This window comes from Segatella hominis (genome assembly GCF_019249725.2).
GTDB lineage: Bacteria > Bacteroidota > Bacteroidia > Bacteroidales > Bacteroidaceae > Prevotella.
In genome coordinates, this window is sequence record NZ_CP137559.1 from 1,356,851 (window position 1) to 1,379,304 (window position 22,454).

The following is a 22,454-nucleotide window of genomic DNA, read 5'->3' on the forward strand; positions in this document are numbered from 1 at the left end:
GTAAACTGTTTGGGTTTACTCGTCAAGCGTATTATCAGCACGAAGACAATATGCTTGCAGCCTTGGCAGAGGAATCGTTTGTAATAGAGTATGTTAAGTCTATTAGAAAGCAAGATCCAGGTATCGGCGGTCGTAAACTCTGGCTGATGTATTGCAAGGAGTTTGGAGAAGAGAACGCCATGGGACATTGCCGTTTCGAGGATATAATATCAAGGTACAAGTTGGGAGTGCGTTCTTCCAACCGAAAACCTCGTACAACGGACTCTCGTCATGGGTTACCCACATACCCCAACAAGATAAAAGAACTGATACCATCATCACCCAATGAAGTTTGGGTGAGCGACATTACATATCAGAAGATTTGGGATGATGCCGAACAAGGCACTTATCATTTCTGCTACATTTCTTTGATTACGGATTATTACACAAAAGAAATCATTGGCTATTCTGTCGGTGAGTCACTCTCCACCAGGTTCCCTTTGAAAGCCCTAAACATGGCCTTAATGCGCATGGAAAGTTATAAGGATATTATTACACCAATCCATCATTCCGATAGAGGTGTACAATATGCTAGTAACGAATACATCAAATTACTAAGGGAATACGGTATCATACCTAGCATGACAGAATGTGGCAATCCGAAGGATAATGCTGTAGCAGAGCGTGTCAATAACACGTTGAAGAACGAGTTATTCATGGGGCTTTCTTTTACTTCTTTACAGGAAGTAGAAGAGGCTTTAGAAAGGGCAGTACACTTTTACAATGAGTTACGCCCTCATGGAAGTATCGGGATGCTAACACCAAAGGAAGCTGCGAAACAAAAGGGAAGTTTAAAGAAAAATTGGACAAGTTATAGGGAAAAGTACATAAAATCCTTGTCAGTTCAGGAAAAATGATTAATTTTGCAGCAAAATTGTAAAAACCGCGATCCACCCCTAGGGGTGGGTCCTTTGTCTACTTCTATTAGGAACTAGAATGAAGTATGTAAATACTAACTAGGAATAAGATAGAAGATTGACAAGTAGAATTAGGAATAGAGAAAATAATTGTCAACTTACAATAGGAATAAGGAACTATGTAGTCAACTAAATATAGGAAACTACACAGGAAAAGTCATTAAACCACATAAGGAAGTGTTCCCCACGGCTTGGGCATTGTCTCCCCACCCTTTGGGCATTGTCTCCCCACCCTTTGGGCATCGTCTCCCCAAGCCTTGGGCATCGCCTCCCCAAGCCTTGGGCACATCCTGATAAAGCGCTTATTGACTTTTCCTGTGTAGTTTCCTATATTTAGTTGACTACATAGTTCCTTATTCCTATTGTAAGTTGACAATTATTTTCTCTATTCCTAATTCTACTTGTCAATCTTCTATCTTATTCCTAGTTAGTATTTACATACTTCATTCTAGTTCCTAATAGAAGTAGACAAAGGACCCACCCCTAGGGGTGGATCGCGGTTTTTACAATTTTGCTGCAAAATTAATCATTTTTCCTGAACTGACAAGGATTTTATGTACTTTTCCCTATAACTTGTCCAATTTTTCTTTAAACTTCCCTTTTGTTTCGCAGCTTCCTTTGGTGTTAGCATCCCGATACTTCCATGAGGGCGTAACTCATTGTAAAAGTGTACTGCCCTTTCTAAAGCCTCTTCTACTTCCTGTAAAGAAGTAAAAGAAAGCCCCATGAATAACTCGTTCTTCAACGTGTTATTGACACGCTCTGCTACAGCATTATCCTTCGGATTGCCACATTCTGTCATGCTAGGTATGATACCGTATTCCCTTAGTAATTTGATGTATTCGTTACTAGCATATTGTACACCTCTATCGGAATGATGGATTGGTGTAATAATATCCTTATAACTTTCCATGCGCATTAAGGCCATGTTTAGGGCTTTCAAAGGGAACCTGGTGGAGAGTGACTCACCGACAGAATAGCCAATGATTTCTTTTGTGTAATAATCCGTAATCAAAGAAATGTAGCAGAAATGATAAGTGCCTTGTTCGGCATCATCCCAAATCTTCTGATATGTAATGTCGCTCACCCAAACTTCATTGGGTGATGATGGTATCAGTTCTTTTATCTTGTTGGGGTATGTGGGTAACCCATGACGAGAGTCCGTTGTACGAGGTTTTCGGTTGGAAGAACGCACTCCCAACTTGTACCTTGATATTATATCCTCGAAACGGCAATGTCCCATGGCGTTCTCTTCTCCAAACTCCTTGCAATACATCAGCCAGAGTTTACGACCGCCGATACCTGGATCTTGCTTTCTAATAGACTTAACATACTCTATTACAAACGATTCCTCTGCCAAGGCTGCAAGCATATTGTCTTCGTGCTGATAATACGCTTGACGAGTAAACCCAAACAGTTTACAGAGGCCAGAAACACTATAGTTTTTGTCCTCTGCACGAAGTTCCTTTACTGTTTGGGTCCAGATTTTTTTCGCACAGGAATCTTATAAAGACGCTCTGCAATATCAATCATCTTGTTATAGGCGGCAGCTGCCATCTTTGCCTCATGGAGTTCTTGCTCCATAGCTGCCAAGCGTTTCTTCAATTCAATGTTCTCCTGCGAGAGATTTTCTGGTGTTGCATTTTGCTTCATTTCTTCTACGATTTGTGGATTATTGGTTGCAAAGTTACCAAGAATTCTGTAAACTGAAGTACTGCTAATTGACATTTTTGCCATAATTTCTCTAACTGGTACATGATACTGATAATAACTGCGAGCTATGCTCAACGCTAAATCCATTTTGTCTTTGTCCATATTTGTTATTTTTAAGTTGATTTATACTGTGTCAACTTTTTCTAGGACAAGACATACTTTATAAACTAAAAAGGTAGACACTATCAATTTCATAAAACTGAAATAGTAGACACTCTTTATTTTTTGTTCCTAATTTTATAGACACAATAAAAAGAATCGTACTATATTTGTAGAAATGAAAACAAAAAAACAACGAAAAAGGAGAACCAAGACAACTATTTCTTCTTGGTTCTCAAACGAATATAGAAATCGCGCAACTGCCCTGGCGCCACACCCAACTTTAAAAGTCGTTCCAAATCAGCATACGCTTCCTGTTTTCTCCCCAACTTAACGAGCAGGTCAACATGATTGACGAGATAATCCTGATTGGCGCTATCCCGAGCGACGGCCTGCGCATAATCATACTCCGCCAACTCCAACTGTCCCTTTTCCTTTTCCATACCACCACGTGCAGCATAAGCGATGGCACTATCCGGATACTGTTCGATTAGATTATTGATGCCATCATAAGCTTCCGTAAAATGCAGGTCTTTCTGATTGAGCAGAGCCAAACCCAACTGCGCTTGAAAATTGCCAGGCACAAGAACCAGAAGATTTTGGTAGTCAAGTCGGGCAAAATTGTATCTATTCAATTTTTCATTGACAAAGGCACGGTAAAACAACCCAGCAATATTGGTAGAGTTTAAATACAAAACCTTATCCAGATCATCCTTCGCATAATTCCATTGTTCCAACTGGATATTCCATGCCGCTTTCTTCAATCGAAGATCGATACTATCGGGATGGTAAGCAAGAATATCCGTGGCATGAGCCAAAGAATCTCGCAAAGCCTGATTGCTTTGCGCCAACACCGGCAAGGCACATGCACCCATTGCCAAATATATGATTACTGAAAGTTTCTTCATCGTTATTATAATCTCTTTTCCTGCAAAAATACAACATTTCTCAGAAATGGGCAAATGCCACAACATATTTTATAGAAAAGAATACATCCTTGACAAAAGAAAAAGAAGAGAGAAAGGAGAAGGAGGAGAAAGGAAGGGAAAAAGAAAAGAGAAGATTGAAAGAGAAGAAAAAAAGAATCGAGTAGGAGGAAAACGAAGTAGTTTTTCTCCTACTTTTCGTTTTCCGACCTCTCACACCACCGTACGTGCGGTTCCGCATACGGCGGTTCCTATTTTTGGGTGCCATTCGATGTATGAACCCATCAGTGTAGCATAGCCTGCCATGCTCAACTTTTCGTTGGTTATCGCATGACATAGTATATAACTGCCAGCTATGCGCCAATAACCCAAACGACTATTGCCCCACATGTAAGCTTGGTATTTGTCTATACCGCACTTTACCAAGTTGGCAACTCTCGTTTTCACCCTCTTCCACGACTTCCATATACACATACGTAGCCGTCGCCTTAGCCACTCATCCATGTCTATGAGAAAACGTTTCATGTTGGCAAGGTGATAGTAACCTACCCAACCCTTTATGTACTCTTCAAGTTTTTGCTTCCTCTTGGCATATCCCCAACCATTGCTTCGGGAAGTCAACTCCTTGAGTTTGGCTTTCATCTTGGCTTTGGCTTTTGGATGCACAGTGAGTTGGCATTTGCCTTTCATTACATAAAAGGAGTAGCCAAGGTATTTCACACCTTGCACATAGGACACAAATGTCTTATCCCTGTTCACCTTTAGATGAAGTTTTCCTTCGATGAATCGGGTTATGGATTCCTTCACGCGCTTGGCTGCACGCTTGGACTTACAAAATATCATCGAGTCATCGGCGTAGCGAACAAAAGGGAGACCTCGACGTGTGAGTTCCTTGTCCAACTCGTTGAGCATGATATTACTCAAAAGCGGACTTAACGGTCCTCCTTGTGGAGTGCCTTCCTCACTTGTCTCGAACATTCCTTTGTTCATCACACCACTGCGGAGATATTTGTGGATAAGGCTTATTACCCTGCCATCCTTTATCGTGCGGCTGAGGATTTCTATGAGTTTGCTGTGGCTCACCGTGTCGAAGAAACGCTCCAAGTCGAGGTCAACCACATAGATGTAGCCTTCATCGACCATTTTCTGCGCACTTCTCAGGGCATCATGGCAACCTCTTCTCGGACGAAAGCCGTAGCTTCTTGGAGAGAATTGGCGCTCATAGATGGGGGTTAGGGTCTGATTGATGGCTTGTTGAACCAGACGGTCTATGACCGTGGGGATGCCCAACAGGCGCATCTTGCCATTGTCTTTGGGTATCTCTACCCTTTTAACTGGGTTCGGACGGTATGAACCGTCAAGCAAGGAACGGATTAGGACATCCTTATTAGCCAAGAGCCAAGGGAGCATTTGCTCACATGACATCTTGTCGATACCGCTACAGCCCTTGTTACGCTGCACTGCCTTGTAGGCTTTGAGCAAGTTATCGGGACTGATGATGCGCTCCAATAGGTGTTCCTTATCGAATGGTACTTCCACGATGTTGTCTTCACATATCCACATGAAGGTCTGCGCTCCCACATATCCTTCGGATTCCGTCCTATCTTTCTGTGGGCAGCCCTTGACTTCTGCCAATGTTTTCTGCATTCTTTCCTTCATAAGGTACGTTTCAATTACTATCGTTTAATTTATAGGTTCTGCCCTTCATGGAGTGTTATCGAGAACTCCACTACTATGGCATCTGCTGACTTCTCACGGCAAGCTTTACTCCATGACTTTCGTAAAAGCAACTAATCGCCATGTCCGTGAGACCTCCTCGGATAAGGGCTTATTCTTTCCATCTTATACCCACTTCATTTACACCAACCATTCCGAATAGCTATAGGACTTTGATTTGTTTGGCAATCTCATCCATGGTCAAATGCCTTGTATGAAGTTTCTGTGCGTTAGGTCAGATGTTTGCCGCAAGCTTCTTTCAGATTCCACCTCGCAATGGACACCCTTGCTATTGGCTATACGATTCCCGCTATTGGGGCTCGTTAGGGACTTGCACCCATTAGAATAAGCTCATGCCGAGCATACCAAAACAAAAAAAGCAACCTCAAATTGAGATTGCTTTCTGCGGTGCGTACGAGACTCGAACTCGTGACCTCCTGCGTGACAGGCAGGCATTCTAACCAACTGAACTAACGCACCATTAAGATGCTAAATTTGAAATGTACTTTGCGGTGCGTACGAGACTCGAACTCGTGACCTCCTGCGTGACAGGCAGGCATTCTAACCAACTGAACTAACGCACCTTCAAGATGCTAAATTCGAAATGTACATTGCGGTGCGTACGAGACTCGAACTCGTGACCTCCTGCGTGACAGGCAGGCATTCTAACCAACTGAACTAACGCACCTTCAAGTAACAAATCTCATTAGCTTGAAGCTCATTTCTCATTTGCGAGTGCAAAGGTACTACATTTTTTTGATTCCACCAATTTTTTCGGCAACTTTTTTACAAGAATTTTTGAAAAAAAATCGCATCACTATACTTCTTGCCATCAAAAAGCCATGCATTCAACCTCGTAGTTTTCTGAAAATCAGATAGTTCGAGCACTTTTATACATTTTTCATTATGTTCTGGCACAATCGCATAAATTTGATGCAAATGTATCACTTTTCTTCCATAATCCACTATTTTATCCAAAACAGCAGAAGCATAACCTCGTCCGCGATACTCCTTCCGGATGACCAAACCCAACTCTGCACGGCGGTGAATAGGAGAAAAATCCATCAAATCAACCATACCTATCGTCTCTCCGACTTCATTATCTATCATCAACCGCACCTGCTTGTCAGCAAAAATGTCGCCAGTTGCTGATGTAATATAGTCCAGAAGCATACTTCTGGAATAAGGAACATTGGTAACACCTACATTCCACAACCTGTCATCATTCTCAACTCCATACAAGAAATCCAAGTCTTCCGGCTCCATCGCCCGAAGCTTTATCTGAGGTTTTTTACTATTTTCCATGACTTTCTACACTTGTACACCTTATTTTATTACTTCTGCATCTGTAATCAGCATGCCTGAATCCTGATGATAGAATCCCATCTTCCTTAAAGGAGAAGGAGCGACTGCAAAAACTTCGAGGATTTGTTCGTAATCAAATTCCGAAACATCGAAGACTACAATCTGCAGTTTCTTAGAATCAGTAATCTTCTCCAAGAAAGTCGCTGTCAGTTCATTCTTGCCGCAAGCTACAAATTCTGCCAGCAAACCTTTCCGGCGCACCAAGTCTCCACATTTCTCTTGCATCTCCTTACTTCCTACAAACACATAGTTCGGAGTCTGCCACTCATAGGTGATAAATCCTAAGCTCTTACGGGCCCTGTCGATCTGCATCTGGAAAAGGGCAAGAGTAGCCTTGGCATAAATGGCTGCCTTGATAGGCAAACTGATGAGCCACGACATACCGGAATAATGCTTTCTGAAGAAGATAAGCATCGCCTCATAGAACACATGCACATAGCGGAAGCTCGACTTCTGGGTACTCTCACCCTTATAATGCAAGATGGTAGAAGGAAGATAATAATTGTGATAACCTCCCTTCAGAATACGATAAGAAAGATCGATATCCTCGCCATACATGAAGAAGTCCTCGTCCAGATAACCCACCTCATCGATGGTTTTCTTTCGCAACAGACAGAAGGCTCCACTCACCACCTCTATCCTTCCTGGTTCATCCCATGGAAGAGCACTCATATAATAATGACCGAAACGGTGACTTTTCGGAAAACGGGCACACAGACCTACCATCTTGTAGAAAGCCACCATCGGAGAAGGCAACCCTCTCCTACTTTCCAGTGCCGACTTACCTGAAGCATCCAACATGCGAACACCTAAAGAACCGGCATCTTCGTGAGCATCCATGAAGTCGATAGCCTCACGAATCGTAGATTCTCCTACCACCGTATCAGGATTGAGAAGCAGTACATACTCTGCATGACTCTTGCGAATCGCCAGATTGTTGGCTCTCGCAAAACCCAAATTATGAGGACTGTCTATCAGGTTCACCTGCGTAAAACGCTTCGAAAGATAATCCACCGACCCGTCCTTGGAATGATTATCGACGACAAACACCTCCGACTCTATGCCCTGAAGCGCTCTCTGGAGAGATTCAAGACACTGTTGGAGATAGAATTTCACGTTATAGCTAACGATTACAACTGTAATTTTCACCTTATTATATATATAGGAAGAATAAATATGATTAACATGATGCCTGAAAAGTAAATGTTATGCTGGAATATCTTCTGTTTCAGACACACATCTCGCCATGGATGGATATACGAAAAAGACACACAGGAAAAGGATGATTGCCATATAGCCGAAAGCAGGCGACATCGTCTGGTAATACATGAAGGTATTGACCAGCATCGGCAAGCACAGCATGTTGATGCGAGCTGTGCCCCAAGGCAAAAGAGCCGATCCTTTACCATTCACCAACTTGCGCTTGACAGCCTTGAAAGCAAACAACTTCAGAGCCAAAGGGATGACCGCAATGGTAAGAAACTCCATGATGACCTGCATCAAGAAGACAAACTCTGCACCGAAAAGCAATGTGCCTGGCGCTAACATTTCTGTTTCGTAGAGCAAAACCATGAGAATGGCTGCCAATAATAATACCCAAAAGTTGATAAGCAATATTCGCTGGGAAAATTTCAAGTTCATTTTATTTCTTCTTTGTTATAGAAACTCTATTTTTCTAATTTAGAGGTCTATTTTCTGTATTAAAAATATGTTTATCTGAAAGCGAGGAGAAAAAGGAACCTCTTACTGCCCGAAAGGAGTACGATTGACTATCGAACGACCGAGCGTTACCTCATCCGTATATTCCAGTTCGTTACCTACTGAAATTCCTCTCGCAATTACCGACAGTTTTACTGGATAATCTGCCAACTTGCGGGAAATGTAGAAGTTGGTGGTATCACCCTCCATTGTACTGCTCAAGGCAAGAATCACCTCATCGACACCTCCATGAGCCACCCTCTCCACAAGTGAATCTATCTCAAGATCAGCCGGTCCGATACCATCCATTGGAGAAATAATACCACCCAAGACATGATATAGTCCGTGAAACTGTTGGGTATTCTCTACAGCCATCACATCCTGAATGTTCTCCACCACACAAATAATGGAGGCATCCCGGCGGGGATCACTGCATATCGGACAAACTTCGGTATCGCTCACATTATGACATACACGACAATACTTTACCTCACGCTTGAGTTGAGAGACGGCACCCACAAACTGTTCCACCGACTCGTCGCTCTGGCGCAGGGTATGAAGAACAAGGCGCAAAGCTGTTTTGCGCCCTATTCCCGGCAGTTTAGCAAACTCGCTCACCGCCTTTTCCAAAAGTGCTGATGGATATTTCTGTATCATTACAGATAAACACCAATACCGACACGCAGACCTACTGTTGAGAAGTCTGAATGATTCTTGAAACTCTGGTCGTAATAAATGGCTGGCTCAATAGTCACGGTGCGACTCAAGAAAAAGGCATAACCCACTTCTACTCCTGGCATCACGTCATTGTAGCTACCGGTATGAGCCAACTTGACACCAGCACCTAAATAGAGACCATTCTGGATAATATAGTATCTACCCTGCGCACCTACGCTAACATAATCCTTGACACCGTCCTTGCCCGAATGATCATAAGACAACAGACCTACAGCCATCAGATTATCGGCAAAGAGATAACCCGCCTTAGCCTGAACACCTAAATTGAGCTCGCTTGAACCATTATAACTCAAATTGAGGCCAGAAAGAGAAGCCCCACAATATACCTTACCTTCTTCAAACTGTGCATTTGCCGACACCGTCAACAAAAGAGATGCACATAAAATAGCAAATTTCTTCATATCTCGATTATTTTATAGATAAATCACAACCTGTGATTATTTTTATTTATTCTAATGATTTCGCCATTCTGATTTCTTCTGCATTCTGATGCCATTCCGCACTCAGAATCATACCATCAACAGTCAGACTACTTTTCTCCGATATTCTTGCGCTTTAATCCCTTATACCAGGAATAGAACCAAACCAGCGCTATTACTAGTATCAGACAACTGCCCGTATAGGCCATCGGCTCTTGCAATCCTAAAGCCTGCTTGCTGACCAACAGGAATGTAGAACATACCACTGTCATAAAGAGTGCTGGTACGAGTGTGACCACAAATGGCTTCTTGTTCTCTACAAGATAAACCGTCAGCGTCCATAAAGTAAATACTGACAAGGTCTGGTTGGCCCATCCGAAGTATTGCCAAATCACATTGAATCCGTCTGGATTTGCCATCTGCCATACCAAAAGAAGGATGGCTGCTATAAACATAGGAATACAGATGAGCAGGCGACGATGCATTGTATGCTGTTCGATGCCCAAGAACTCAGCGATGATGAGTCTGGCACTGCGGAAAGCAGTATCGCCACTGGTAATAGGAGCTGCCACAACACCGAGAAGGGCAAGGATTCCACCAGCCACACCAAGCCAACTGGAACAGATCATCTTCACAACTGTAGGAGCATCGAAGAACTGAACGAGCGACTTTCCATCAGGCGTACCAAACTGAGCGATAAACTGCTGGGCGACATCAGCAGGAACAACCTCTTTCCAACCTCCATCATAAAAGAAGTAGATAGAAATGGTAGCCCATATCAAAGCAACGACACCCTCAGTAATCATAGAACCGTAAAAGATAGGACGGCCCAACTTCTCACTTTTCATACAACGTGCCATCAAAGGACTTTGAGTAGCATGGAAACCACTGATGGCTCCACAGGCTATCGTGATGAAGAGGCAAGGGAATATCGGATTCTTATCCATAAAGGCATCCACACCTAACCAACTCGTATTCAGATTGTTATTGCTATTTGCCATATCACTCCAAAGTTCAGGCAAATCAGGCATCTTAACAAAGAGTCCAACCATCAGAGCACCTGCCATAAACAACAGGGAGATGGCAAACAGAGGATATATCTTGCCGATAATCTTATCAATCGGCAGAAGCGTTGCAATAATATAATAGACGAAGATGGCAATGATCCACCACATCTTGCTACCCCAGATGCTTTCAAGGATAATAGCAGGACTATAGACAAAGACTACACCCACCATCATCAGCAGAAGAACGGAGAAGACAAGCATCACTTTCTTGGTTCTGCCACCCAGATACTTACCTACCAATTCAGGCAAACCGGCACCACCATTACGAATACTCAACATACCACTCAGATAATCATGCATCGCACCGGCAAAGATACAACCCAAAACAATCCAGAGATAAGCTACGGGACCATACCACGCACCCATGATGGCACCGAAGATGGGACCAGTACCTGCAATATTGAGAAATTGAATCATAAAAATCTTCCAACTTGGCAATACGAGAAAGTCAACTCCATCAGCCTTGGTCAGCGCTGGAGTTGGACGATCATCAGGACCGAAAATATGTGCTACAAATTTTCCATAGAACAAGTAGCCGAGCACAAGGGCTACAAGACTTAACATAAAACTTACCATTTTACTTTACAATTTACGTTGATTTCTTATATCAGGTTTAACCTTTTATTAATCTTCAACTAACAAATTCTCCGCAAAGGTACGATTTATATTTCAATTAACAAAAATATTTGTTGAATAATTTGACATAAAAAAAGAGCAACCCGTGAAGATTGCTCTTTTTTGGTACACCCTTAGGGATTCGAACCCTAGACCCACTGATTAAGAGTCAGTTGCTCTACCAACTGAGCTAAGGGTGCATATAAAAACTTGATGTTTTTACTCACATTTGTGATTCCGCAAGGATTCAAACCTTGAACCTCTTGATCCGTAGTCAAGTGCTCTATTCAGTTGAGCTACGGAACCATGCTTTTTAACGTTTTGTACACCCTTAGGGATTCGAACCCTAGACCCACTGATTAAGAGTCAGTTGCTCTACCAACTGAGCTAAGGGTGCATACTGAACGTTTGCATCGAAACTTGAGAAGTGATTCCGCAAGGATTCAAACCTTGAACCTCTTGATCCGTAGTCAAGTGCTCTATTCAGTTGAGCTACGGAACCAAATCCTATTTCTTTTATCTTCCATGAGTCTGAGTGATTCCGCAAGGATTCAAACCTTGAACCTCTTGATCCGTAGTCAAGTGCTCTATTCAGTTGAGCTACGGAACCATTCATTTTGCCTTAATTTGTACACCCTTAGGGATTCGAACCCTAGACCCACTGATTAAGAGTCAGTTGCTCTACCAACTGAGCTAAGGGTGCTTCTTAAAGCCTCATTTCTGAATTGCGAGTGCAAAGGTACTACATTTTTTTGAAACCACCAATTTTTTTCGCAACTTTTTTCTAACTTTTTTTATTTTTTCTGATATAGAAGGTTCCTAAGGTATGCGAAACACCCTTTTTATTCAGGCTTTTCAGGACATATACACCTTCACTTAAACTACTTATATTCAGAGAGTTACCAACACTCCGAAGCACCTTTAAAGGCTGTCCCAACAAGGATTCCACAAAAAAACAGGTAGCATCTGCATTTTTCGCACTTTCTGGTAAGAAAAGCCTTCCTTCGCTGCATTTTAGCTTTTTAGCTTTCCCCTGCCGCCCCAACAGAAGGTCCTCAACTTTGGCAATATTTTGCACCGGACGGCTTTCATTTCCATATCCGTCCATTGCCGTAACAGCAAAAAAGAGCGGATTTTCATCTCCCGAAAGGTCGAGTGTTATCCGATTGCCCATCATTCTTGCCGAAATCAGGTTGCTTGCATCTTCCGTATCAACCGGATAAGTTCTACTTGCATATACATTATTATATATATAAGGTGTAGAAACAGCAGTTCCATCCTCATATTGCGCAGTATTATTCCAGGTAAGCACTACTTTTCCTCCCACCTGCTGTGTTTTCAAACAAGATGGCGAAATAGGAATACGCTTGCTCTCCCACGTCATAGCCGGCACCAAAGAAGGATAAAGATTAAATTCCTTGGATGTGAAATCATAGATACCCTGTCGGTTGTCAAGCAAGAACTTGTTACGGAAAAAAGCATGTCCCAGTCCGATATTGCGCAAATGATACATCTCGGAAGTAATGTCCCCTATTTTCCACTTGCCTTCCTTAGGATCCAGAAAGAAAATTCCCAAACCAGGCACCACAATCTTGCCATAACTCTGTTCTGCCCAGTCGATTGCAAACGGAAAGAACTGTTCGTTGCGAAAATACATCATCGGATAAAGTTCATCCATCAAGCCCGACTTGAGCCAACCCTGCGCATCCTGACAGACTTTGGTATAGGCGTTCCACCCATGACTCCAATAACGGCCAAGGTCATCAAACTTACCGATAGGAGAACAGCTCATCTTCACCCAAGGCTTCTCACGCTTCACACTACGATGTATCGCCTCAACGATACGGGTAATAAACTTTCGCCCCTTCTCACGACTCACCCTGATATTCCAACTCTCCGGATACCGGATATAATCGAGATGAATACCATCCACATCATAATTACGGGTTATCTCACCACAAATTTTTGCAAGATAATCAGCAGTCCGATTATCTTCCGGATTCATATATCCATCTGGTCCGATTTTCCTGATTAACCCCGGAAACCGACTGCGAAGCTGCTTGCACCCTAAGGCATTCCACTTACCCACCGGAATTGTAACTACCCATGCATGACATTCCATACCCCGTTTGTGACACTCCTCTATCGCAAACTTCAACGCATCATAACCCGGACTCTTTCCTGGAAAGCCAGACAAACAACCGTCCCAAGGCTCATACGCCGAAGGATAGATCATCGTACCACGTACTCTGGTCTGAATAAGCACCGTATTAATGTGCGCTTTCTGCAAGCGATTCAGAATCTCAATCAATTCCTGCTTTTGTTTTTCGGCAGAATAAGCAGACTGCGCATAGGAATGAGGCCAGTCGATACCGCCAATCGTGGTCAGCCACACAGCACGCACCTCATGCTTTGGGGGATAATTATTAAAAATCATACTCTGCAAAGAACTACCAGACGTGGTTCTATGCACAGAGCTATCTAATATGGTATTTTGCGCCTGAAGCGACATAACCATAGTCAACAACAATGATATTTGAAAAAAAATACGTTTCATTACTTTTATCAACTAAAAAAATCCATAGGCTTCATTTCTCCGAAGCCAAGAGGCCTCACTTCCATGAATTCAACAGACCTCACTTCACTTCCTTGAAACCAACAAGCCTATCTGTCCTATCGCCCGTTCCACGATAATACACCAAGACCTGATACTTATTCTGAGTTTGAAAGTACGAACCCTCCGACGTAACAGGCTGCGTAGTACCATTATCCTTAAGTACCAGATACTGATAACTGTAATAACCTTGCTTCATCAGCACCTTTCCTTCGTAGGATTGCGTCTTCTCATCGTATTCCATCCGATAAGCTGGGAGAAACTGATCATGCGTCCAGTCACCATTCAGATAAACATCGCCCATCTGACGAGGAGCCTTCAGAGAAAAATGCACCCAGGCGTAATCTGAAATAAAATCATTATCTATATTCTCACTGTTGCGAATAAAGAACGAGCCCTGTGGCGCTTCATCATACACATAGCTCGGACGGGGCAAATCTGGTTGCACAAAAGCATGAAACTCATTGCCATCCCACTTCATCTCATCCAGTCCCATCGTTGTATGATTCATATCAAGCATCTCAAACTTCCGATAGACATTGCCTGCCGGAAAAATCAAATCACGACAATGCGTCCACTGCAAGCCATCAGCACTAATATAGTCTGGCTTAGGATCACACACTGCATTATCCCATCTTCCATTCTGCAACACCACCATACGGAGCTGACGCTGGGAATCCGTAATTCGCAAATTACCATAATCTACACGAACACTCACCTGCTGATGACTCTTATTGACATCAATATCAGTATTCGAACGATAACCAACTGCCACATTCACCTGCGGATCAACTACCATAAAACAAGCAGTCAATATCGGCTCATGCTCACGATTCTCATCATAAACCATCAACTTATAGTTGCCACCCATGGTGATACGGCAGTTCTCATTAGGAATACGGAGTTGATAATGAGTATAAAGCTGATTGGTATTGAGCGACTCTTCGTAGTCATCAATGGTCAGTTCACCATTAAATCCCGCAAGATAATCACTCGCAAACAATCCTGCAGACTCATTCCAGTCCGCATCACAATGCACGATTGTATAACAATAACGATGATAATCATGCGTAAGATCATCAAAAGAAATCTGTACAGTTTGCCCGCCGAGCGTCACCACAGGCATTGACAGCCAATTGCCACCCCCAACCACTTGCAAGGTAGTCACACGCGAACTATGTATCTCTGAACGCTGAGCCACCCCTACTCCACACGATAAAGCGAAGGCCGCCAGCAACGCAATACCTCTGAACTTGTTATGAATTCTCATTTGTTTCATTCTGCAAAGATAAAACAAAAATAGGAAATAGCCAAAGAAATAGAAACAAAAAAAGTCTTCATCCAAAAAGATGAAGACTTCATTGTAGTCGATAGGGGAATCGAACCCCTATGCCAAGATTGAGAATCTTGTATCCTAACCATTAGATGAATCGACCATAAAAAAAAGTCGGTTACTCGCCGGCTTCTATATGTCATTCCGTCGTAGTCGATAGGGGAATCGAACCCCTATGCCAAGATTGAGAATCTTGTATCCTAACCATTAGATGAATCGACCAACGGTACACTCTTGAAACATGTTTGCGGAAGGTGGGGGATTCGAACCCCCGGTACGGTAACCCGCACGTCAGTTTAGCAAACTGGTGGTTTCAGCCACTCACCCAACCTTCCTGATTGGACTCATTTCTGAATCAACAAACATTGTTTCTCAAATGCGAGTGCAAAGGTAATACATTTTTTCGGTTCCACCAAATTTTTCGGAAAGAATTTTCAAGAAAAATGCATTTTTCTTCATTTTTTCACCTTTTTCTCTCCCACTCGCATTTTTACACCTTATTATATATATAGGGAGAGAACTATATCGGGTTTACACATAGCGAGGAACTCATATTGGTTCTAATATATTCTGAGAAATTCATCTTTGGAATTAAAGTTCCGATCCTGTAAATTGTCCCATAAATAATATTGCACCAGTATTCGCCTCCGTAATCATATACACAAAAGGACGGTCGGCATGGAAGTCAACTCGACGTGGTTCATCAGGATGCTGAAGACTCATCGTCATAATAGCAGCAGTTACTGCCGCTGCCTTTGTACCTTCCTCACTCACCTCTATCTTCGCCTTCTGCAACATCTTGGAAATAGACAGACTGCCAGTTGCAAAATTCGAGAAGTTGGCATTTCCACCAAACATCGAAGGTGCACCCAACTTGCTGATGATACCATTCAAAGGCAGACTTAACTCAGTAGAGAATCGAGGCAACTTCAAGTCAACCATACATTCGTCCATCTTACCACGCAGTTCAGCCAGCGACTTCACATCCACCTTTTTCATCATCTCGTCGATAGAACTACCCTGATTAGGAAGCAACACAACCATCTCGTATGAACGATTGCCATAAGGAATGCGAACTGCAGAATACCCAGCACCATCAGCATACTGATATTTTGCCTGACGATGCATCATCTGAGCCTTCTTGATATCACGGGTATATCCATGAAATGCCTCCAACTTCGTATTCTTCTTATCAAACTTATCTGTCCATGCTCCCTTAAAATAGATAGCATTCATGATACAAGAAACCGCATTGGCATCCAACTGACTGATCATGCTTGGAATCATACCATTGGTCTGTTTGCTACACCACTGATTGATATGCTTAACAGAAGCAGAAGAAGCGAAATCAAGATTTTCTACACCAGCCTGATAATCATTCTTCATAATTCCAGCGAATGTATTCTTGAGCTGATACTGTTTGTTGAGTGCAATATAATTGGCGATATTCACAGTTGTCTGCTTATCCAGACTATTTGCCTTCTGAAGCATCATTTTATAAAGAGCATTCAAATCTTCCACAGAAACGCCCTCACAACCGATAGTCTTCAAAATTTCCTCACGAGTCTGTCCATCAGCTCCGTTTGCCAACATACCCATCAGATAAGAAATACTCATTGGGGAAACCACCTTAGAATCAAAACCTGAAATTTCATGGAAGAGATTGAGGGCGAAGCCATTGTTCTTATCTACAATACTACGCTGTTCATCCGACAAGATAAGATATCCCTCATCCATAGCTTCCTCACTTTTAGTAGCTTCCATACTCTCCGTTCCTTTCACTCCACCTTGAACTTTCTTACAAGAGCCACAAGAAACCATTGTCATCGCCAAAGCCATTGTGGCGATAGTCATTACACTTTTTTTCATAATCTATCTAATTTAATCATTATACGATATAAACATGTCTCTCCATCAAAAGAGCCATCATGACGCTTTCTTCGAGAAGACAACCGACTTTAAAACAACATTCCATTAGATTCCTTGCATTTCCGAAAAGAAATTAACCAGCATTAACAAAATAAGCATCATAACATAGCCATAGAACAAAACCTTCAGAAAAATAGTAAAAGAAGTCAAAGAAAACAACTTTTTAGAGCCAAGAAGCGTCTCTACCCCACCAATTCCGTTAAAACTTTATAAAACTTCGATGTTTTTTCACAGGAAACATGGCTATAACAGAAAAAAGTAGTACTTTTGCACTCCGAATGCTCATGTATGGGCAAATATTACAGAAAAGTTAAGTTCGTTGGGGCTCAAATAAGTGCCGGCACGTTGCAGGACGCCTCGCGGAAAAACCCGTTTATATATTAAATTAATGTACGCAATCGTAGAAATTAACGGTCAGCAGTTCAAGGCTGAGGAGGGCAAGAAGCTCTTCGTACATCACATCAAGGATGTAGAAGCAGGTAAGACTGTTGAGTTCGACAAGGTTTTGCTCGTTGACAAAGACGGCGCAATCACTGTCGGTGCCCCAACTGTAGAGGGTGCAAAAGTAGTAGTAGAAGTTGTGAACCCACTCGTAAAGGGTGACAAGGTAATCGTCTTCAAGATGAAGCGCCGCAAGGACTATCGCAAGAAGAACGGTCATCGTGCACAGTTCACAGAGGTAACAATCAAATCTGTAATCGCTTAAATTAGGAGGAATTAGAAATGGCACATAAGAAAGGTGTTGGTAGTTCTAAGAACGGCCGTGAATCAGCTTCACAAAGATTAGGCGTTAAGATCTGGGGTGGTCAGAACATCGTCGCTGGTAACATCATCGTTCGTCAGCGTGGTAACAAGCACTTCCCAGGTGAGAATGTAGCTCAGGGTAAGGATGATACATTGTATGCTTTGACAGACGGTATCGTTTACTTCCACAAGGGCCGCAAGGATAAGAGTACAGTTTCTGTTCTCTCTCCTGAGGTTTATGCTGAGAAGACCAAGAAAGCTGACGCTTAAATTTTAAAGTTTTAGAAAAACTTATTCCAAACAAACAACATAGAAGCCTGCATCAGACGATGCAGGCTTTCTTCGTTTCTACCCAATAAGCCCATTTGTACTTATTTTTGTCCCTAAAACAACATTTTCTACCCATTTTATTGCGCTAAAAGAAATATTTTTTGTAATTTTGCCTTCAGTTAGCAAATAACGTTTACCGTGATTAATAATTTTAAATAAAATATATATATCTTATGCTTACACTTAAACTTATCAGTGAAGAGACTGAACGTGTAGTCAAAGGTCTTGAAAAAAAGCATTTTCCTAATGCTCGTGAGGCCGTAGAGAAAGTATTGGAGTACGACAAAATCCGTCGTGAGGCTCAGCAGAAGCTTGACAACAACAAGCAGCAAGCCAACCAGTTTGCAAAGCAGATCGGTGCTTTGATGAAAGAAGGCAAGAAAGAAGAAGCTGAATCCGCAAAGGCTCAGGTAGCTATGCTCAAGGCTGACGCCAAGGCACTTGAAGAGATTATGGAGAAGGCTCAGAATGATATGACCAACCAGTTGCTCGAAATCCCTAACATTCCTTGCGAACAGGTACCTGAGGGTAAGGATGCAGCAGACAACGTGGTTGTCAAAGAAGGTGGCGAAAAGCCTAACCTCGGTCCAGATGCTCTCTGCCACTGGGATCTCCTGAAGAAGTACAACCTCGTTGACTTCGACCTCGGTGTGAAGATTACTGGAGCTGGCTTCCCAGTATATATCGGCAAGATGGCCCGTTTCCAGCGTGCGCTTGAGGCTTTCTTCCTGGATGAAGCTCGCAAGAGTGGATACCTCGAGATTCAGCCTCCTTATGTAGTAAATGAGGATTCTGGTCGCGGCACAGGTCAGTTGCCAGACAAAGAGGGTCAGATGTATCATGCTAATCTTGATAACCTCTTCCTCATCCCAACTGCCGAGGTTCCTGTAACCAACATCTTCCGCGATGTTATCCTCGACGAGAAGGATCTCCCTATCAAGCGTTGTGCTTACTCTGCTTGCTTCCGTCGTGAGGCAGGTAGCTATGGTAAGGACGTGCGTGGTTTGAACCGCTTGCACCAGTTTGACAAGGTAGAAATTGTACGTATTGACAAACCAGGTCACTCTTACGAGAGCTTGAACGAGATGCTTGACCACGTAGAGGGTCTTTTGAAGAAGTTGGAGTTGCCATACCATATTCTCCGTCTCTGCGGTGGTGATATGAGTTTCACCTCTTCTATCTGCTACGACTTCGAGACATGGAGTGCAGCACAGGGTCGCTGGTTGGAGGTTTCATCAGTATCCAACTTCGAGAGCTATCAGGCTAACCGCCTCCACTGCCGCTACCGCCATGCAGAGGACAAGAAGATTGAGCTTTGCCACACATTGAACGGTTCTGCTCTCGCCTTGCCACGTATCGTAGCAACTATCCTGGAGAACAACCAGACACCAGAGGGTATCCGTGTACCAAAGGTATTGGTACCATACTGCGGTTTCGAGATGTTGGACGATAAGAACTTCGATTAATCAGAGTAAGAACATCGATTAATTCAAATATCTGGCTGGGATTCACTGGCCAACAATATTAAGTACGAGGATAACATCGGCTGCATTTCTACAGCCGACGTTATCCTTTTGCTTTTTTATCACGGAACCAAATTATACAAAAACAACCTTATAGAGTAAACATAATAACCAAAAATAACCCTATGAACAAGATTATCAAAAAAATACAATATTCAGAGAAGGTTTATCGTTTCGACGTAGAAGCACCTTTGATAGCTAAAAGCCGCAAGGCAGGTAACTTCGTCATCATCCGTGTGGATGACAATAGTGAGCGTATGCCTCTGACTATCGCTGATGCAGACATAGAAAAAGGCACCATCACCCTGGTTGTGCAGAAGGTAGGATTATCATCTACCAAACTCTGTAGTCTCAACGAAGGAGATGAAATTCATGATGTTGTGGGTCCTCTCGGCAACCCAACCCATATCGAGAACTATGGTACAGTAATCTGTGCGGGCGGTGGTGTAGGTGTAGCTCCAATGCTCCCTATCATGCGTGCCCTCAAAGCTGCAGGCAACCGTGTTCTCTCTGTGATTGCTGGACGCAACAAGGAATTGGTAATCATGGAAGATGAAGTTCGCGCTTCCAGTGACGAACTGATTATCATGACCGATGACGGAAGTTACGGCGAGAAAGGTGTTGTAACTGTCGGTATCGAAAAGCTCATCAATCAGGAGCACATCGATAAGGTATTCGCCATCGGCCCTCCTATCATGATGAAATTCTGCTGTCTCCTGACTCAGAAATATAATCTCCCTACAGATGTATCCCTCAACACGATTATGGTGGATGGTACAGGTATGTGCGGTGCCTGCCGATTGACCATTGGCGGCAAGACTAAGTTTGTCTGCATCGACGGTCCTGAGTTTGACGGAGCATTGGTTGACTGGGATGAGATGTTCAAGCGCATGGGTACCTTCAAGGATGCAGAGCGTGAAGAGATGGAGCATTTCGAAGAGCACCTTGCAACAGTAGAAACAAACAAGAATAAGGAGACGACAGATGTAATGATGGACGTAGAGCCTACTACAGAAAGTATCGCAGAGCTTACCGACCGCAACTCTGAGTGGCGCAAGCAGTTACGCACTTCGATGAAAGCAAAAGAGCGCACTGCCATAGAGCGTGTTAAGATGCCGGAGTTGGATCCAGTATATCGTGCCACCACACGTACAGAAGAGGTCAATATCGGTTTAACCAAGGAGATGGCATTGACTGAAGCCAAGCGATGTCTGGACTGTCCAAAACCTACCTGTATGGAAGGTTGTCCTGTAAGCATCAATATTCCATCTTTCATCAAGAATATCGAACGCGGCCAGTTCTTAGCAGCAGCTAAGGTTCTGAAAAACACCTCTGCCCTGCCTGCCGTTTGCGGTCGTGTATGTCCACAGGAGAAACAATGCGAGAGCAAATGTATCCACCTCAAGATGAACGAGCCTGCAGTGGCAATCGGATATCTTGAGCGATTTGCAGCTGACTACGAGCGCCAGAGCGGAAACATTTCCGTTCCAGAACTGGAACCAGCCAATGGTATAAAGGTAGCAGTAGTAGGCTCTGGTCCTTCCGGTTTGAGTTTCGCAGGCGATATGGCCAAGAAGGGATTCGACGTAACAGTATTCGAGGCACTTCACGAGATTGGCGGAGTATTGAAATATGGTATTCCAGAGTTCCGTCTGCCTAATGCCATCGTGGATGTAGAAATTGAGAATCTTCAGAAAATGGGTGTAAAATTCATTGCCGACTGCATTGTTGGTAAGACAATTTCCGTAAAGGAACTGAACGAACAGGGTTTCAAGGGCATCTTCGTGGGCTCTGGTGCAGGTCTGCCTAACTTCATGAATATTCCTGGCGAGAATGCATTGAACATTATGTCATCCAATGAGTACCTGACCCGCGTGAACCTGATGGACGCAGCCAACCCTCATAGCGACACCCCTATCAACTTAGGCAAGAAAGTAGTAGTTGTAGGCGGTGGAAATACAGCTATGGACAGTTGCCGTACTGCGAAGCGCTTGGGTGCAGATGTCACTCTGGTCTATCGCCGCTCAGAAGCAGAAATGCCAGCCCGACTGGAAGAAGTAAAGCATGCCAAGGAAGAAGGCATTACCTTCCTGACACTCCACAACCCTAAGGAATATGAGGCTGACGAGAAGGGAGCTGTAAAGGCTGTTGTACTCGATGTGATGCAGTTGGGCGAACCTGATGCCAGCGGCCGTCGCCGTCCTGAAGCTACAGGAGAGACCATCACAATAGAGTGCGACCAGGTGATTGTGGCAGTAGGCGTTAGCCCTAATCCACTCGCTCCTCAGAGTATTGAGGGACTGGAACTTGGCAGAAAGAACACAATTGCAGTAAACGAGCAGATGCAGAGTTCACAACCAGAGATCTATGCCGGTGGCGATATCGTAAGAGGTGGTGCTACTGTGATTCTCGCTATGGGCGACGGAAGAAGAGCTGCAGAGAACATGGCAAAGCAATTGTCAGGTAAATAATGTAGATTCTTATAACGGTAAAGCGAGGGGGCTTCTGGTACTCAAATAGAGACACCGAATCCCCCTCTCTTATGACACAAAAATAATAAAGAAACTAAAACATCTGCTTAAAATTTGCAGTTTTCAGAGAAAATTCGTAACTTTGTCACCAAATCGCATGGAAAAATCCATGAAATCAAATCTATAGATGAATCAATC

Annotated in this window: 18 protein-coding genes and 12 tRNA genes; 5 read left to right on the forward strand and 25 right to left on the reverse strand. The window is 43.3% G+C overall.

The window, feature by feature from the left end:
- Window positions 1-5: 5 nt before the first annotated feature.
- On the forward strand, window positions 6-896 hold the full coding sequence (locus KUA50_RS05510; protein WP_233524585.1) for an IS3 family transposase: 891 nt from the start codon (window positions 6-8) through the stop codon (window positions 894-896).
- A gap of 586 nt (window positions 897-1,482) precedes the next feature.
- Here the strand turns inward: KUA50_RS05510 and KUA50_RS05515 are convergent.
- From KUA50_RS05515 to KUA50_RS05635, 25 genes are all read right to left on the reverse strand, one after another.
- A complete protein-coding gene (locus tag KUA50_RS05515) occupies window positions 1,483-2,442 on the reverse strand; it encodes an IS3 family transposase (RefSeq protein WP_218458244.1) in 960 nt (319 codons plus the stop codon).
- Window positions 2,424-2,771 carry a hypothetical protein gene (locus KUA50_RS05520; protein WP_218458243.1) on the reverse strand — a complete coding sequence of 116 codons (348 nt, stop codon included), beginning with the start codon at window positions 2,769-2,771 and terminating at the stop codon, window positions 2,424-2,426. The genes KUA50_RS05515 and KUA50_RS05520 overlap by 19 nt, the downstream gene beginning before the upstream one ends.
- 215 nt (window positions 2,772-2,986) lie before the next feature.
- Complete coding sequence (locus KUA50_RS05525; RefSeq protein WP_218458246.1) at window positions 2,987-3,676, reverse strand: hypothetical protein; 690 nt, start codon at window positions 3,674-3,676, stop codon at window positions 2,987-2,989.
- Window positions 3,677-3,907: 231 nt separating this feature from the next.
- The gene (ltrA, locus tag KUA50_RS05530) at window positions 3,908-5,353 is read right to left on the reverse strand and encodes a group II intron reverse transcriptase/maturase (RefSeq protein WP_218458242.1); all 1,446 of its coding nucleotides are present in this window, start codon (window positions 5,351-5,353) and stop codon (window positions 3,908-3,910) included.
- 463 nt (window positions 5,354-5,816) lie between these two features.
- Window positions 5,817-5,890 (reverse strand) — tRNA-Asp (locus KUA50_RS05535).
- Between the two features lie 30 nt (window positions 5,891-5,920).
- Window positions 5,921-5,994, reverse strand: a tRNA-Asp gene (locus KUA50_RS05540).
- 30 nt (window positions 5,995-6,024) lie between these two features.
- Window positions 6,025-6,098: transfer RNA gene (locus KUA50_RS05545), tRNA-Asp, on the reverse strand.
- A 98-nt stretch (window positions 6,099-6,196) separates the two neighbouring features.
- Complete coding sequence (locus KUA50_RS05550) at window positions 6,197-6,715, reverse strand: GNAT family N-acetyltransferase (protein ID WP_218457193.1); 519 nt, start codon at window positions 6,713-6,715, stop codon at window positions 6,197-6,199.
- Window positions 6,716-6,736: 21 nt separating this feature from the next.
- Entirely contained in the window at window positions 6,737-7,924 is a 1,188-nt protein-coding gene (locus KUA50_RS05555) for a glycosyltransferase family 2 protein (RefSeq protein WP_218457192.1), read from the reverse strand.
- Between the two features lie 57 nt (window positions 7,925-7,981).
- Window positions 7,982-8,416: a hypothetical protein gene (locus KUA50_RS05560; RefSeq protein ID WP_218457191.1), complete on the reverse strand. Its 435-nt coding sequence runs from the start codon at window positions 8,414-8,416 to the stop codon at window positions 7,982-7,984.
- Window positions 8,417-8,518: 102 nt separating this feature from the next.
- Window positions 8,519-9,130 (reverse strand): recombination mediator RecR, encoded by a 612-nt coding sequence (gene recR / locus KUA50_RS05565; protein ID WP_022109705.1) that lies wholly within the window; start codon window positions 9,128-9,130, stop codon window positions 8,519-8,521.
- On the reverse strand, window positions 9,130-9,612 hold the full coding sequence (locus KUA50_RS05570) for an outer membrane beta-barrel protein (protein ID WP_218457190.1): 483 nt from the start codon (window positions 9,610-9,612) through the stop codon (window positions 9,130-9,132). Before KUA50_RS05570 ends, recR begins: the two co-directional genes overlap by 1 nt.
- A 128-nt stretch (window positions 9,613-9,740) precedes the next feature.
- Window positions 9,741-11,273 (reverse strand): carbon starvation protein A, encoded by a 1,533-nt coding sequence (locus tag KUA50_RS05575; protein ID WP_218457189.1) that lies wholly within the window; start codon window positions 11,271-11,273, stop codon window positions 9,741-9,743.
- Between the two features lie 163 nt (window positions 11,274-11,436).
- A tRNA-Lys gene (locus KUA50_RS05580) sits at window positions 11,437-11,512 on the reverse strand.
- Between the two features lie 32 nt (window positions 11,513-11,544).
- Window positions 11,545-11,618: transfer RNA gene (locus tag KUA50_RS05585), tRNA-Arg, on the reverse strand.
- Between the two features lie 18 nt (window positions 11,619-11,636).
- A tRNA-Lys gene (locus KUA50_RS05590) sits at window positions 11,637-11,709 on the reverse strand.
- A gap of 31 nt (window positions 11,710-11,740) precedes the next feature.
- A tRNA-Arg gene (locus KUA50_RS05595) sits at window positions 11,741-11,814 on the reverse strand.
- A gap of 34 nt (window positions 11,815-11,848) precedes the next feature.
- A tRNA-Arg gene (locus KUA50_RS05600) sits at window positions 11,849-11,922 on the reverse strand.
- A gap of 20 nt (window positions 11,923-11,942) precedes the next feature.
- Window positions 11,943-12,015: transfer RNA gene (locus KUA50_RS05605), tRNA-Lys, on the reverse strand.
- An 81-nt stretch (window positions 12,016-12,096) separates the two neighbouring features.
- Window positions 12,097-13,749: a glycoside hydrolase family 10 protein gene (locus tag KUA50_RS05610; protein ID WP_256624288.1), complete on the reverse strand. Its 1,653-nt coding sequence runs from the start codon at window positions 13,747-13,749 to the stop codon at window positions 12,097-12,099.
- A 199-nt stretch (window positions 13,750-13,948) separates the two neighbouring features.
- Window positions 13,949-15,205 carry a DUF5103 domain-containing protein gene (locus tag KUA50_RS05615; protein WP_318346075.1) on the reverse strand — a complete coding sequence of 419 codons (1,257 nt, stop codon included), beginning with the start codon at window positions 15,203-15,205 and terminating at the stop codon, window positions 13,949-13,951.
- An 85-nt stretch (window positions 15,206-15,290) separates the two neighbouring features.
- Window positions 15,291-15,362, reverse strand: a tRNA-Glu gene (locus KUA50_RS05620).
- Window positions 15,363-15,409: 47 nt separating this feature from the next.
- Window positions 15,410-15,481 (reverse strand) — tRNA-Glu (locus KUA50_RS05625).
- 26 nt (window positions 15,482-15,507) lie between these two features.
- Window positions 15,508-15,594 (reverse strand) — tRNA-Ser (locus KUA50_RS05630).
- Between the two features lie 256 nt (window positions 15,595-15,850).
- Window positions 15,851-17,128 (reverse strand): serpin family protein, encoded by a 1,278-nt coding sequence (locus KUA50_RS05635; protein WP_218457186.1) that lies wholly within the window; start codon window positions 17,126-17,128, stop codon window positions 15,851-15,853.
- Between the two features lie 448 nt (window positions 17,129-17,576).
- On the opposite strand from KUA50_RS05635, the gene rplU reads away from it, so the two are divergent.
- The 4 genes from rplU (at window position 17,577) to KUA50_RS05655 (ending at window position 22,256) form a co-directional block, all read left to right on the forward strand.
- Window positions 17,577-17,894, forward strand: coding sequence for a 50S ribosomal protein L21 (gene rplU, locus KUA50_RS05640; RefSeq protein ID WP_022109699.1), 318 nt, complete (start codon window positions 17,577-17,579; stop codon window positions 17,892-17,894).
- A gap of 17 nt (window positions 17,895-17,911) precedes the next feature.
- Window positions 17,912-18,202, forward strand: a complete 291-nt coding sequence (rpmA, locus tag KUA50_RS05645) for a 50S ribosomal protein L27 (protein ID WP_218457185.1) — start codon at window positions 17,912-17,914, stop codon at window positions 18,200-18,202.
- 233 nt (window positions 18,203-18,435) lie between these two features.
- On the forward strand, window positions 18,436-19,728 hold the full coding sequence (serS, locus tag KUA50_RS05650) for a serine--tRNA ligase (protein WP_022109697.1): 1,293 nt from the start codon (window positions 18,436-18,438) through the stop codon (window positions 19,726-19,728).
- Window positions 19,729-19,910: 182 nt separating this feature from the next.
- Window positions 19,911-22,256, forward strand: a complete 2,346-nt coding sequence (locus KUA50_RS05655) for a bifunctional dihydroorotate dehydrogenase B NAD binding subunit/NADPH-dependent glutamate synthase (protein ID WP_218457184.1) — start codon at window positions 19,911-19,913, stop codon at window positions 22,254-22,256.
- The last annotated feature ends 198 nt before the right edge of the window (window positions 22,257-22,454 follow it).